Source organism: Neisseriaceae bacterium CLB008, assembly GCA_041228285.1.
In the GTDB taxonomy this organism is placed as follows: domain Bacteria; phylum Pseudomonadota; class Gammaproteobacteria; order Burkholderiales; family Neisseriaceae; genus JAGNPU01.
In genome coordinates this window covers 347,767-362,927 of sequence record CP166133.1, presented here as the reverse complement: position 1 = coordinate 362,927, position 15,161 = coordinate 347,767, and the positions used below count along the sequence as shown (strand labels likewise).

General features: G+C 51.2%; 10 protein-coding genes. 4 read left to right on the top strand and 6 right to left on the bottom strand.

Annotated features, from left to right (window positions below; genetic code table 11):
• Positions 1-267 precede the first annotated feature (267 nt).
• Both AB8Q18_01605 and AB8Q18_01600 read left to right on the top strand, forming a co-directional pair.
• Entirely contained in the window at positions 268-1,671 is a 1,404-nt protein-coding gene (locus tag AB8Q18_01605; GenBank protein ID XDZ51768.1) for a sodium:proton antiporter, read from the top strand.
• A gap of 66 nt (positions 1,672-1,737) precedes the next feature.
• The gene (locus AB8Q18_01600; protein ID XDZ51767.1) at positions 1,738-2,442 is read left to right on the top strand and encodes a pseudouridine synthase; all 705 of its coding nucleotides are present in this window, start codon (positions 1,738-1,740) and stop codon (positions 2,440-2,442) included.
• Positions 2,443-2,499: 57 nt separating this feature from the next.
• On the opposite strand, the gene AB8Q18_01595 is transcribed toward AB8Q18_01600, so the two are convergent.
• Both AB8Q18_01595 and AB8Q18_01590 read right to left on the bottom strand, forming a co-directional pair.
• Entirely contained in the window at positions 2,500-3,849 is a 1,350-nt protein-coding gene (locus AB8Q18_01595) for an MATE family efflux transporter (GenBank protein XDZ51766.1), read from the bottom strand.
• Positions 3,850-4,033: 184 nt separating this feature from the next.
• Positions 4,034-4,579 (bottom strand): hypothetical protein, encoded by a 546-nt coding sequence (locus AB8Q18_01590; GenBank protein XDZ51765.1) that lies wholly within the window; start codon positions 4,577-4,579, stop codon positions 4,034-4,036.
• 184 nt (positions 4,580-4,763) lie between these two features.
• On the opposite strand from AB8Q18_01590, the gene AB8Q18_01585 reads away from it, so the two are divergent.
• Positions 4,764-5,711, top strand: a complete 948-nt coding sequence (locus tag AB8Q18_01585) for a Dyp-type peroxidase (GenBank protein ID XDZ51764.1) — start codon at positions 4,764-4,766, stop codon at positions 5,709-5,711.
• A 290-nt stretch (positions 5,712-6,001) separates the two neighbouring features.
• Here AB8Q18_01585 and AB8Q18_01580 read toward each other — a convergent pair whose 3' ends face one another.
• From AB8Q18_01580 to yegQ, 3 genes are all read right to left on the bottom strand, one after another.
• Positions 6,002-7,789, bottom strand: a complete 1,788-nt coding sequence (locus tag AB8Q18_01580) for a 2-isopropylmalate synthase (protein ID XDZ51763.1) — start codon at positions 7,787-7,789, stop codon at positions 6,002-6,004.
• Between the two features lie 216 nt (positions 7,790-8,005).
• A complete protein-coding gene (argS, locus tag AB8Q18_01575; protein XDZ51762.1) occupies positions 8,006-9,727 on the bottom strand; it encodes an arginine--tRNA ligase in 1,722 nt (573 codons plus the stop codon).
• Positions 9,728-9,748: 21 nt separating this feature from the next.
• Entirely contained in the window at positions 9,749-11,101 is a 1,353-nt protein-coding gene (yegQ, locus tag AB8Q18_01570; protein XDZ51761.1) for a tRNA 5-hydroxyuridine modification protein YegQ, read from the bottom strand.
• Between the two features lie 387 nt (positions 11,102-11,488).
• On the opposite strand from yegQ, the gene pncB reads away from it, so the two are divergent.
• Entirely contained in the window at positions 11,489-12,712 is a 1,224-nt protein-coding gene (pncB, locus tag AB8Q18_01565) for a nicotinate phosphoribosyltransferase (GenBank protein ID XDZ51760.1), read from the top strand.
• 544 nt (positions 12,713-13,256) lie between these two features.
• On the opposite strand, the gene speA is transcribed toward pncB, so the two are convergent.
• Positions 13,257-15,146, bottom strand: a complete 1,890-nt coding sequence (gene speA / locus AB8Q18_01560) for an arginine decarboxylase (GenBank protein ID XDZ51759.1) — start codon at positions 15,144-15,146, stop codon at positions 13,257-13,259.
• Positions 15,147-15,161: the final 15 nt, after the last annotated feature.

The window sequence follows — 15,161 nt, the reverse complement described above, 5'->3', positions numbered from 1 at the left end:
GCGGTATTTATTTGCGGGTAAGAATCACAAACGCACACAAAACAGCATTATGTATCAAGACAGCTTCATATTATTACGATTTAGCTCAGAATAATCGCCACTTTTCATGGTCAAGCGCAGCCGTTTCGATTATTATAGTTCCTTATTTTTGACCTATCCCTTCATTGAGTAGAAGGTTGTACAGAACAATAAATCATCAAATACGCTGGCCGCAATTGCGCGCCCATGCCGATGGCTTACTCAAAGATCAAACTACAGGAGCACTTTATGCGACTCATGCCAGCCGCCTTGTCACTACTATTGCTGCCCAGCATCAGCTACGGCGCCGACTTTAACGGCGCTGAATTAAGCTTGGCCTGGGGCATTCCATTTGCGTGTATTTTACTGTCGGTCGCCCTCTTTCCGATTTTCGCGCCCAACTTCTGGCATCACCACTTTGGTAAAGTCATTGCGGCTTGGACCTTGGCCTTTTTGGTCCCGTTTACGGTCATCTTTGGCCCCAGCATGACCATTGGCACCGTGGCCCACGCCATGCTGGGCGAATACATTCCCTTTATCTTGCTGCTATTAGCGCTCTACACCGTTTCTGGCGGCATCTTGATTTGGGGTAACCTCGACGGCTCGCCTAAGCTCAACACCATCATTTTGGCTCTAGGTACCTTCCTGGCCTCCATCATGGGCACCACTGGCGCCGCCATGCTGCTGATTCGCCCCCTGTTAAAAGCCAACGAAAACCGTAAGCACAAAGTTCACGTCGTGGTGTTCTTTATCTTTTTGGTGGCCAATATCGGCGGCGGTTTAACCCCCTTAGGCGACCCTCCTCTATTCCTGGGCTTCTTAAAAGGCGTTGACTTCATGTGGACGGTTCAGCATATGCTGCCGCCCGTTCTGATGAATTCAGCGATTTTATTGGTGCTCTTTTTTGCCATCGACAGCTACTTCTTCAGCAAAAAAGACGAGCGCCTCGCCCCTGCCGAAAACGCGGTACGCTCTCCACTAAAAATCATGGGCCGCTCAAACTTTTTACTGCTGTTGGCCATCATCGCCAGCGTGTTGATGTCGGGTATCTGGAAGCCGGGTATCGAGATCAACATTCTAGGCACCGACGTTGGCCTACAGTCCATCGTACGCGATGTATTGCTGCTGGCTATTACCCTAGTCTCGCTCAAGATGACGCCTAAACCCATCCGTGCTGGTAATGAATTCAACTGGGATCCCATGCTGGAAGTCGGCAAATTATTCCTAGGGATTTTCATCACCATTGCCCCCGTGATCGCCATCTTGCAGGCCGGCGAAGCAGGCCATTTCAAAGAGCTCATCGCCATGGTGCATAACGAACAGGGCGAGCCTTTGAACGTGATGTATTTCTGGATGAGTGGTATGTTGTCGGCCTTCTTGGACAACGCGCCTACCTACTTAGTATTCTTTAATATGGCTTCTGGCGACGCCGTTCACCTTATGGGCGAAATGCAAACCACGCTCTTGGCCGTCTCCATGGGCTCAGTCTTCATGGGCGCCCTAACCTATATTGGTAACGCGCCAAACTTCATGGTGAAAGCCATTGCCGAACAGCGTAAAGTCAAAATGCCGACCTTCTTTGGCTACATGCTGTGGTCGTTTGGCATTTTGGTACCGCTGTATATTATTCAAACGTTTGTGTTCTTCATGTAAGCCACACTGCGTTCACACCAAAGCTGCCCCGATGACTCGGGGCAGCTTTAATTAATGGAAGACCTCATGCAAATCGTAAAATACCTTCAAGCCCAAGGCGTCGGCACTAAGAAAGACTGCCAAAACCTAGTAAAATATGGCGCCATCAGCATTAATGGTGAGCTGGTTGACGACGTCAAAGCCAAGGTTGACCTTAAAAACGTCACCAGCGTCCACATTGATGATGAGCCACTGTCGTTTGTCCCCCTACCTTATTTCTACATCCTCATGCATAAGCCAGCGGACTTCGAAACCTCACACAAGCCCACCAACTACCCTAGCGTATTCGGCCTCTTCCCTGACAATATGCGCAATATGGACCTACAGGCCATTGGCCGCTTAGATGCCGACACCACCGGCCTATTGCTCATCACCAACGATGGCGGCTACAACCACCGCGTGACGGCACCCAAACATAAAGTCCCCAAGCTGTATCAAGTCACCCTCAAGCACGCCGCCGACGATGCTTATTGCGCCAAATTAATGCAAGGCGTCATCCTCAACGACGCCGACGAGTTTGTGCAGGCCTACCATGCTGAGCTGCGTGATGAACACACCTTATTAATGACCATTACCGAAGGCCGCTATCATCAAGTCAAACGCATGATCGCCGCTGCCGGCAACCGAGTGGAACAGCTACACCGCCTCAGCTTCGGTGAATTTGAGCTAGGCGACACGCCCGTTGGCTCGTGGCACTTCGTCGTACCGACTACTTTGGCCTCTGAAGCCTAGCCCACGGCCAGCACCGCCCAATAAAAAACCCCTGTCACAGCGTGACAGGGGTTTTAACTAGGCAGCTAAGAAACGCTTAAACAGTTTTTGCAGCCTAATGTTCAGCAACAGAGCCGAACAGCTTAAGCCGACAATCAACCCAATCCATACGCCTTCTGCCTGCATGTTTTGATGCACGCTGAGGTAATAGCCTAAAGGCATGCCCACCACCCAATAAGAAGCAATGCTCATCAACATCGGCACGCGCGTGTCTTTCATGCCCCGCAGCGCGCCATTGGCCGCCACTTGAAGCACATCAGGAAACTGAAACACAATCGAGAACAGCAGTAAATGAGCGCTCAGCGCAATGATTTCAGGATTATTGGTGAACACCAGCGGCAAGTGGTTGCGGGCAGCAAACAAGAACAAGCAGGTCAGTACCATGATGCCCAACGAGGTCACCCGACCCATGCGTGCCACGCGTACGGCGCCAGCTAAATCTTTACGACCCATCTTCTGCCCCACCAGCGCCGTCAGCGCAAACGACACGCTCAAAGGCACCATGAAGCTCATGCTGGTGATGTTTAAAGAAATCTGATGGCCGCTGACGATCATCTCGCCAAAACGCCCCAAAATCAGACCAGACACGGCAAAAATCGTCACTTCAGCAAAAATCGTCGCGCCATTAGGCAGGCCTACTTTAGCCATGTCTTTCAGCATCGTCGTCACGCTGATGACGGGCTTACGGAATAAATTAAGCTTGGCCAAACGCGGGTCATGCTTATAGAACAGCACCATACAGCCCAACATCACCCAAAACGTGATCGCCGTACCCAAGCCAGAGCCCACTTCTGCCAAGCTGGGCAAGCCGATCGGTGCATAACCATTCACCAATACATAGTTTAAGCAGGCATTGACCACGAAGCCTACCAGCATCACCAACGTCACCGGCACCGGACGGGCCACTCCCTCGCTGACGCTGCGTAAACTGTTAAATAGGAAAATCGCCGGCACCCCGACACTTAAGGCGCGTAAATAACGCACCGCCGGCGCCACTAGGCCTTCCTCGACCTCAAAGAGCCGAAAAATACCTTCCGAGCACCACATCAAGGTGATGGCCACCACGCTGAAAAACGCCACCATGCGTAGGCCTGCATGAAACACCACCGGCACATTCTCGATGTCGCCTGAGCCATAATTGTGGGCCGAGAAAATCGCCAGGCTCATTAAGGTCCCGACGGTGAACAATAAGATGGGGTGCCATACCGATACCCCCAACGCCACCGCGGCCTGCACCTTGGTGTCAAAGTGACCGGTAATGGCGATGTCGGCCGTCCCCAAACCCAGCTGTAATAGCTGAGTACATAAAATAGGAAAGGCCAAAAAAATAAGCGCTTTAAATTCTGAGCGCATGAACGACTGTTGCATTATTAATTATCCTGAAGGCTGCTGGTTTTCCTTCCCCTAATTTGACGGCGCAGCCACCACAGCTGCCCCCTCAATCAGCCAGCGAGGCAGCCTGTGCTCGCGCGGAAAGAACCCGGTAGTATAACTGATTTTCGGGCCCAAAAAAACCCCCAGGATGGGACTAAACGCTTATTTCCTTTGATGATTAACCACATTGCCAACGTTGAGAAGCGCCGGAAAAAGTCGCCGCCGTTACCCGCAACCGATTCACATCTGGCCCCACACAAAAGTGTTGATAAAACCACGCGCGCCGATTTTGTTCATCATTGCCCACCAGCATCACCGTATACAAACCGGGGCTTAGAGGCTGAGCCGGAATCACTTCAGTCATGGCCGCTGGCGTTTGGCCATAAGGCAGACACGTATCGCTGCGCATGGCCAACGTAGCCGCACCCAGCTTAGGCGCATGCGCCTGCCACACCACCTGCTGATCTTTATGCACCAATAAAGCATTCAGCATCACTTCATGCTTAGCCGCGTTTGCCGCATCCACCATCACCCCCCCAGCCTCATAGCTAGGCTCTAGACCTAAGCACAGTCGGCCGCCGTTTACCCACGCCTTAGCCGCGCCATCATAAGCACGCTCAGGTGGCGCTACCGTAACCGTTTTTGCCTGAGCGGGCAGCCACATCAAGCTCAGCGACAAAACCAACAGCTGGGTTGTCGCCCAAAGATTCATTAATCGCCCCATGCTCACTCCTTTAATGTGCCAATCAAGCCACCTTAACACAGGTCTTCAACGTTTTAAAAAAATCTGTGGGCTTGGCATTTCACGTTTACTGAGACTGATCAAAATCATAGTCAAATTCGATCAACATACTAGGTTAGATGGTTTATACTTCTAAAGATACCAATAAGTAAAAAGGACAAGTGTTGTGAATCATTTAACCACGCAACCGCAAGACATCACCCTACCCACCGGTGGGGCCGCTATTTTTATGGTATTCGGCCTAGGCTCTGCGCCTGATGCTGTTGAAAAGATCAAAAGCCTGTGCCTGGCGCTGCCGCAATACGCTCAAGACATTCAGCAACGCGCCGCCACGCTAGAATATTTAAGCTACGTCATGGGCTTTGGCTCAGACGCTTGGGACGCCCTCTTCCCAGAACACGCTCGCCCCAAAGAGCTACACCCCCTACCTGAATACAAAGGCGCCAAACACACCGCCGTCTCCACGCCTGGCGACGTCTTTTTCCATCTGCGCGCCGAGCGCATGGATTTATGCTTTGAATTAGCCATGAACATCCGTAACCACTTAGGCGACGCCGTGGTGTTCATCGATGAAGTACAAGGCTTTCGCTATTTCGACGCCCGCAGCATGGTTGGCTTTGTCGATGGCACCGAAAACCCAGAAGGCCAAGAAGCTCTGGCCGCCACCGTAATTGGCGCAGAAGACCCTGACTTCAGCGGCGGCAGCTACGCCGTGGTGCAAAAATACCTACACGACATGACGTCATGGAATGAGCTGCCGGAAAAAATCCAAGAACACGTCATCGGTCGCACCAAAGCAGACGACATTGAATTAAGCGACGAAGAAAAACCGGCCAATGCCCACAACGCCGTCACCAATATTGAAGACGAAGACGGTAATGAGCTGAAAATCATGCGCGCCAACCTCCCCTTCGGCAACCCTGCCGCCGGCGAATTTGGCACCTATTTCATTGGCTATGCCAAAACCCCAAGCATCACCGAACGCATGCTCAGCAATATGTTCATCGGCGAGCCCGTAGGCAACTACGACCGGCTCCTAGACTTCAGCACCGCCGTCACCGGCACGCTGTTCTTTATTCCGTCACGCCCCTTATTACAGCAGCTAGGCGCCTAACCCGCGTCACCTTCAGACAACCGCCTCAGGGCGGTTTTTTTATGTCGGTGTGCCTAACAAACTCACGTGGGTCGCGACCCACCGCAAAACGGCCACCGCAACTCGTAGGGTGGGTAAAGCGCAGCCTACCCACCACCAGCAACAGCAAGCCACACATCAAACCCGCGTGGATCGCGACCCACCGCAAAACAGCCAGCGCAACTCGGATGATGGGCAAAGCACAGCCTACCCACCATCAACGCCCACAAAAAAACCGCCCGAAGGCGGTTTCTTAAGCATCGAGACAAAGACTACACCATGCCCTGAGCACGCACGCGGTTGCCCGCATGGCGCAGCTTGGTTAAGGCAGACAAATAGGCTTTCGCGCTGGCCACGATCACATCGGTGTCGGCACCTTGACCATTGACCACGTTACCGGCCTTACTCAAGCGAACGGTTACCTCACCCTGGCTCTCAGTGCCGCTGGTGATGGCGTTAACAGAATACAGCTGCAATTCTGCATCGCTCTTCACCACGCTTTCAATGGCTTTGAAAATCGCATCCACAGGCCCTGAGCCGCCTTTTTTGGCGCGGAATTCTTGGCCCTGATCATTAAACACGATGTCGGCCGTTGGGATTTCACCGGTTTCGCTTTCAATTTTCAACGACACATATTTAAATGAATCAGTATGGCCGCCCATTTCCTCACCTACTAAAGCGTGTAGGTCTTCGTCAAAGATTTCACGTTTTTTATCCGCCAACTCTTTAAAGCGCACAAAGGCGGCATTAATCGCTTCTTCACTGCCCATTTCGATGCCCAGCTCAATCAACTTGCTCTTAAACGCATTACGCCCAGACAGCTTGCCCAAGGTCAAACGATTAGAGGCCCAGCCCACCGACTCTGGCGTCATGATTTCGTAGGTTTCACGGCACTTCAAAACGCCGTCTTGGTGAATACCCGACTCGTGGGCAAAAGCATTAGCGCCCACAATTGCTTTATTCGGCTGTACTGGGTAACCGGTGACGGTCGACACCAATTTAGACGTCGGCACGATCTGGGTGGTGTCCACGCCCACTTCTAGACCAAACACATCTTTACGGGTGTTTATGGCCATGACGATTTCTTCCAAGCTCGCATTACCAGCGCGCTCACCCAAACCATTGATGGTGCACTCCACCTGACGCGCACCGCCCATGACGGCCGCCAAAGAGTTGCTCACCGATAGGCCCAAGTCGTCGTGACAATGGGTTGCCCACGTCACGGTATGGCCACCGCGGGTTTGTGAAATCAAAGTTTTAAAGAATTGCTCGGTTTGGAACGGAATGGCGTAGCCCACCGTATCCGGAATGTTAATCGTGGTGGCGCCAGCCTCGATCACTTCACCACAAATGTGGCTCAAGAAGCTCAAGTCAGAGCGCAAGGCGTCTTCACACGAGAACTGTACGTCGTCGGTGTATTCCTTGGCCACGCTCACGGCGTGTACCGCAGCCGCAACCACTTGCTCGGGCGTCATTTTTAGCTTTTGCTCCATGTGCAACGCGCTGGTGGCGATGAACACATGGATGCGGCCCTTAGCCGCAGGCTTCACGGCCTCACCGGCGATGCGCACGTCTTTTTCATTGGCGCGAGCCAATGAGCACACCGTGGTTTTTTTCAACACGGTGGCGATTTCATAGACGGCATCAAAGTCGCCCGGACTAGCCGCGGCAAAGCCCGCCTCAATCACGTCTACGCCCAATTTTTCTAGCTGACGCGCGATGCGTACCTTTTCTTCTTTGGTCATCGCCGCACCAGGCGATTGCTCACCGTCGCGCAAAGTGGTGTCGAATACCACCAAGCGATTAGACTGAGGGCGACCAGCGCCAGCACCGCCGACGGCGTCGCTTTGCATGAACGAGTTCAAGTCGATCGGCTTGCCCTGCATTTGGGCCAAAGCGGTTAATTTTTGCAGCTGGCTCAACGGCAAAGAACCGCGCGAGCGCCATTTATAAATGGCGGCAGTCGAAATAGGGTCTTCTGGATAATGCTTTTTCAAAGCATCTGCCAAAGCGTTTACCCCACCAAAGTAAGCGACCAATTTATCTATGTTTAGCTGCATAACTATACCTTTTGTCTAATTATTATGGCAAAAAACCGAAAAAGAATGAATTTATTGCAAAGTAGGGTTTAATATAAATAACATTAGACAAAATAGCAACTACTATTTGCAATCTTTTATTCAATTGTAGACAAAATGATATTTTTAGACATTTAGTATAGAAACCCCATAAAAAAAGCCTGCTCTAAGGCAGGCTTTTATAATCACACTATTTGCTTACATTTCATTCAAGACGGTTAAGCCTAATAACGACATGCCCTGCTTCAGAGTTTTAGCGGTTAGGTTCGCCAACTGTAAGCGGCTATTTTTCTGAGCCTCATTCTCAGCCTTCAAGATCGGACAGGCTTCGTAGAAGCGGCTAAACAAGGTAGCCACATGGTATAGATAAGCAGCCAGATTATGCAGGTAACAGTTTTGGGTGATTTTTTGCAGCTCATCACCAAACTGCAACAACGCGACCGCCAATTGTTTTTCAGCCGCAGCTTCAATCATAATCGGGGCCTGAGCGTCAAACTCACCAGCCTTACGGAACACGCTTTGAATCCGCGTATACGCATACTGTAGATAAGGGGCTGTATTGCCCTCAAACGACAGCATATTGTCCCAGTTAAAGATGTAATCGCTGGTACGGCTCTTAGACAAATCAGAGTATTTCACCGCACCAATGCCCACGGCTTTACCCACTAAATCCATTTGCTCAGGGCTAAGGTCTGGGTTTTTGCTCTGTACCATTTGACGCGCGCGTTCAACCGCTTCGCCCAATAGCTCAACCAGCTTCACCGTACCGCCAGAGCGGGTTTTAAACGGCTTACCGTCTTCACCCATCATGGTGCCAAACGCAATGTGTTCCAAACGCACGCTGTCGTCGGCAAAGCCTGCTTTGCGCACGGTGGCAAACATTTGTTGGAAATGCAGGCCTTGACGCGCATCCACCACGTAAATGATCCGCTGGGCCTTCAGCTCACGCACGCGATAGCGCACGCAGGCCAAATCCGTGGTCGAATACAAGAAACCGCCGTCCCGTTTTTGGACGATGAAGGCCGCTGGCTTGTCGTCTTGGTCTTTAAACTCATCCAAGAACACCACTTTAGAACCGTCGTCTTCTACCGCAATGCCTTTAGCCATCAACTCATCAACGGTTGGCTGTAGGTCAGCGTTATAGGCAGATTCGCCCATCACGTCTTTTTCTGTCAAAAGCAGGCCCAATTTATCGTATACCGACTGAGCATGCTGTAAAGAAGTCTTCACAAACTGACGCCATAAAGCCAAAACGGTTTCATCGCCGCCCTGTAGCTTCACCACATAGTCACGCGCCGTATTGGCGAACTGTTCGTCTTCATCAAAGCGTACTTTAGCGTCACGGTAAAAACCTTCTAGGTCAGACAGCTGCATGTCGGCATCGCCAGCGGCTTGCTGCTCAACCAAATAGGCGGTCAACATACCAAACTGGGTACCCCAGTCGCCCACGTGGTTCTGCGCAATCACCTTATGGCCGCAAAAGCTCAACACACGGCTGATGCTGTCGCCGATGATGCTGGAGCGCAAATGGCCAACGTGCATTTCTTTGGCCAGATTAGGCGAAGAGTAGTCGATGACCACGGTTTGGCTTTCTTGCTTGGGCACGCCCAAACGTTCATCGGCCAAAGCCGCCTGCGCCTGCTGTGACAAAAACTGTTCTGACAGATACAAATTAATGAAGCCCGGGCCGGCAATCTCGACCTTGCCTACCATGCCGTCAAAATCCAAGGCCGCCACGACTTCTTCAGCTAAGGCACGCGGATTGGTTTTGCGTTTTTTGGCGGCGCCCATGACGCCATTAATTTGATAATCACCGAATTCTGGCTTACCAGAAACCTGTAACGCCACCGGTGCATCTTCCAGACCGCAAGCAGCAAACGCCGCAGCGGCTTTTTGATTCAATAGTTGATATAAACTCATTTAATATTCCTTCATGCTGACTTAGGGGTTTAAGATGCGGGCGATCAAGGCTTTTTCTTTGCCCTGCATGTTCGGGATTTTCACCTGAATGCCGTTACCGCGTGCCGCTTCTACTGATGCACCTTTGTGCATGATTTCGGTTACCTGAACAATGTGGTTGCCGCTAGGGTGGATGACCTCAATGGTGTCGCCCACGGCAAACCGATTTTTCACCTCAATTTCAGCCCAGCCGTCTGCGTCGACGCCCAATACATTACCGGCGTACTGACTTTGTTTGGCCAATGAATGGCCGCTTAAATAATTCTGATAATCTTGGGTTTGATGGCGCTCCAAGAAACCAGGGGTGTAGCCACGATTGGCCAAACCTTCTAGGTCGGACAATAGGCTTAAATCAAACGGGCGCCCTGCTACGGCATCGTCAATCGCTTTGCGGTAGGACTGTGCGGCGCGCGCCACGTAATACACTGACTTAGTGCGCCCTTCAATTTTCAAAGAATCCACGCCCAGCTTGGTCAGCTTTTCAACTTGCTCAATCGCGCGCAAATCCTTGGAGTTCATGATGTAGGTGCCGTGTTCGTCTTCCATAATAGGCATGAACTCGCCTGAACGATTGGCTTCTTCAATTAAATACACTTTATCAGCAGCAGGGTGACGCTCAGCGCCGCCGCAGGCGGCAAAGTTTTGGTTTGCGTCTTCAAGCGCGGCTTCAAAATTAAAGTCAATTTTCTGAGCGTCGCCCGCATCGCTGCCTTCATCCGCCTCATGCACTTTATAGTCCCAACGGCAGGCGTTGGTACAGGTACCTTGATTTGGGTCGCGGTGATTAAAATAGCCAGACAATAAACAGCGGCCTGAATAGGCAATGCATAAAGCACCGTGAACAAACACTTCTAACTCAATGTCAGGGCACTGCTGGCGAATTTCGGCAATTTCATCAATCGACAACTCGCGCGACAAAATGATGCGCTCAACGCCGATTTTCTCCCAAAACTTCACCCCCATATAATTGGTGGTATTGGCCTGAACCGACAGATGAATCGGCACTTCTGGCCATTTTTCGCGCACCATCATGATCAAACCTGGGTCGGCCATGATTAAAGCGTCAGGCTTCATTTCAATAATCGGCGCCATGTCGTCCAAATAGGTGCGCAACTTGGCATTGTGTGGCAATAGGTTGCTGGCGACAAAAAATTTCTTACCGCGCTCATGCGCTTCAGTGATGCCGGTTTGTAATTCTGCTAATTTAAATTCATTGTTACGGGCACGTAAAGAATAGCGCGGTTGCCCCGCATAAACGGCGTCAGCGCCAAAATCAAAGGCGGCCCGCATGCGTTCTAAACCGCCTGCTGGCAAGAGTAATTCAGGTGTTTTCATATGGCTTATGTTCAGTGATGTTGTGTCACATCGTGTGGGTTATGAGACTGCAATAAAGCAGCCCGATTGACAATTGATAATCTATGCCTAATTATCCCGCTTTTTGGCTCAAGGGTCAATTTTCTGGCTTTAATATCAATCAATAAACCCTAATGTATTCGGGGGCTAAACGCCTACCCACATTCAGGAAATCATGCCACCCACCGAATGCCTCACAACGCTAAGCCCCTCTTTGCATGGCTGATTATTTAAGCAATGCGCCGCCTCATCCGTCCTGACCCCCAGTTTTTTCTACTCATTATGAGCAAATTACCCACAAAGCAGATAAAACGTGGTTTAATCAAGGCCTGTTCAATCATAAAACCACCCGTGGAGGTGGTCACCTTGATGCCCATGGAAAACCAACCCATTATCCAGTCTCTTTTGGACACCGATTTATACAAGTTCACCATGCTGCAAGTGGTGCTGCATCAGTTTCCGCAGGCCACCGGCGTGTATGAATTTCGCTGTCGCAACCACGACACCACCCAATACCCTTTACGCGAGATCAAAGATGAATTAGAAGCCCAGCTAGACATGCTGTGCCAGCTTAAATTCACCGCCGAAGATTTAGCCTATTTACGCAGCTTACGCTTCATCAAAAGCGATTTTGTCGACTACTTAGAGCTGTTCCAGCTTAAGCGCCGCTTTATTAAAGTCGGCATCGACGACGTTGGTCGCTTGGACATTCACATTTCTGGCCCCTTAGTGCAGGCCATGTTCTTTGAAATTTTTGTGCTGTCCATCGTCAACGAGCTTTTTTTCAGACGCCTGCACACGCCGGCCGCCCTCCAAGAAGGCGAACGCCGTCTGGCCCTCAAAGCCGCCCAGCTCAAGCAGATTCAAAACACCCAAAGCGCCAAAGAGCCCCCATTCCTAGTGTCTGACTTCGGCACTCGCCGCCGCTATTCCAAAACCTGGCACGAGCATGTGGTGCATACCCTGCATCAAGCCGCCCCTAAAGTCATGCGCGGCACCAGCAACGTCTATTTAGCCAAAAAACTCGGCATCTATCCCATCGGCACCATGGCCCACGAGTTTTTCCAGGCGTTTCAAGCTCTAGACGTGCGCCTACGCGACTTTCAAAAGAAGGCGCTGGAATCTTGGGTACAAGAATACCGCGGCGATCTGGGCATCGCCCTCACCGACGTCGTGGGCATGGATGCGTTTTTACGCGACTTCGACCTGTATTTTGCGAAACTGTTTGATGGCCTGCGCCACGACAGCGGCGACCCCTATGTTTGGGGTGAAAAAGCCATCGCCCATTATCAAAAGCTGCGCATCAAGCCCGAAACCAAGATGCTGACCTTCAGCGACGGCCTCAGCATTCCATCGGCCTATGAGCTACATCAGCATTTCAAAGGGCGCATCCAAACCAGCTTCGGCATCGGCACCAACCTCACCAACGACATGGGCCTAGAGCCACTGCAAATCGTGTTGAAGCTGATCAGCTGCAATGAGCAGTCGGTGGCCAAAATCTCCGACAGCAAGGGCAAGACCATGTGCAGTGACGAAACCTTCTTGGCCTACCTGCGCCAAGTATTCGAGATCCCGCCACCGGTCATCGATTAAAGCTCAAACCCAGCCGCATCAGCGCCACGCGATGCGGCTTTTTTGTGGCCCCACGTGGCCAAACCCAAATGGCCAATCCATTAATTAAGCACAAGCGTTGCCCGCATCAAACGCCCCGACACCAGCGCTCTACCAGCGAGCGCAGACAGCATAGCCGCCTCATCCTCGCCCACCATTCAGTGCAAAACCAACACAAAACCACCCCAGAGACAAAAAAACTTTCAATTAAAAAACAATCAGATACAAAATAATCCGCATTTATTTCACAAATGCTATTGATAACGATTCCCATTAACGATAAGATGAATCCAACTTAATCAAACAGTATCCATGCGCTGCAGATTAAGCTTCCTAAACGTGAATACCGAGCACAGATAGGCGACTTAAGTTATTCCCCTCTTTTCAACGTTCTTAACACCCGCAAGGAGTTTGCTTAGTGATCAGACACAGATAACCAAATACTCAAAAGCCGAAAAAAAGCCCCCCTGAACCTCATTCACTCAGGGGGGTTCCCATTTCTGGGTATGGTTTCTCAAGCAAACGCTTAAATCGACAAATACGACGACTGCTGTAAACGTTTACCAAACTCAGAGCAAAATGCCTCACACTCCGCCTCACTCAAGGATGCCGCCCGAGCTTTCTCGGTAAAGCCTGCCAACACTTTTTCTGGCGACACGTGTACATAGCGCAGCATGTCTTCAATGGTGTCGTGCTCTTCCACTTCCTTGCATTCGATCTCACCCTCATCCCGAACGTAGATATTCACCGAATCGGTATCGCCGAATAGGTTATGCATGTCGCCCAAAATTTCTTGATAAGCGCCCACCATAAACACGCCCAATACATACACTTCACCGTCTTTGACTTCGTGTACGGCCATGCTGGACTCAATGCTCTGTTCGTCTACGTAGTTGCTTACCTTGCCGTCAGAATCACAGGTCAGGTCTTGCAACACCGCTCGGCGCGAAGGCACTTCGTTTAAACGGTGAATCGGCATAATTGGCAAGATCTGGCCAATCGCCCAGGTATCCGGCAAGCTTTGGAACACCGAGAAATTACAGAAATACTTATCCGCCAAGCGATCGTTCAAGGCGTCGTAGACCTGACGTTGTGAACGCTGTGAAGCCTGTAGCGCCTGTTTCAGGCGACGACAGAATACAGAATACACCTGCTCGGCAATCGCCTTTTCAGACAGGCTCAGCTGCCCCGCCACATACCACTCACTCACTTCGGTATAGTATTGCGACACCCGATAGTACAGCTCGGTGGTCATGTCTAAATTGACCTGGTTCACCGAAGACAGCAGTTTCTTCATCGGCGCCGTCCAATCGGCATCGGCATCGATTACCGGCATTTCTTCCGGTAATCCTTCTACGTCCGTCACATTGGTCACCAAAACCGCATGGTGGGCGGTTAAGGCACGGCCAGATTCAGACAAAATGTGAGGCGCCGGCGTACCTGATTCCTCACAGTAATTGGCCAGCATCGACACAATCGTGTCGGCGTATTCATTTAAATCATAGTTAATTGAGCTGGCGTTACGCGAGCTGGTGCCATCGTAATCCACGCCTAGGCCACCGCCCACGTCCACATAGGATAACGGCAGGCCCAAAGCGCGTAGCTCGTCAAAATAACGAATGGCTTCTTTAAAGCCTAAGCGATAGTCGGCAATATTGGCGATTTGCGAGCCCATGTGAAAGTGCATCAGCTGAACGCTGTCGCCCATGCCGGCATCCTTAAGCTTATGCGCCGCAGAAATCAGCTGCGATGCCGACAGGCCGAACTTACCCTTATCGCCACCGGTATCGGCCCACTTGCTGGAAGCCAACGAAGACAGGCGTACGCGTAGGCCAATTTGGGCCTGAACGTCTAAGCGGCGCGACTCTTCGATCACCAGCTCCACCTCAGACTCTTTTTCAATCACGATGAACACCTGATGGCCTAGCTTTTGGCCCATCAACGCCATGCGGATAAAGTCACGGTCTTTATAGCCGTTGCAAATAATCGTGCCGCCCTTAGGCGCCATCGCCAGCACAATCATCAGCTCAGGCTTAGAGCCCGCCTCCAGACCAATAGAATGCACGTCAGAACGTGCCGCCAAAATATTTTGAATCACAGACGCCTGCTGATTCACCTTAATCGGGTAAATCGCAGTATAGCCGGCTGGATATTCGTGGGTTTCAACCGCTTGGTTAAACGCTTCACAGAGCCTACGGGCCCTATCCTTTAAAATATCAGGAAAACGCAGCAGCAAAGGCAGGTCATACCCATCCTTCACTAAATCCTGCACCAATACGGCCATGTCGATGCCGACATCGGCTTGTTGCTTATTGGGATAAACCCAAACGTGACCATTGTCACCAACTTTAAAATAATCATCACCCCAGTGGTTGATGCCGTATAAGCGTGCGCTTTGTTCATTGGTCCAAGCCATTACTTCACTCCTTGT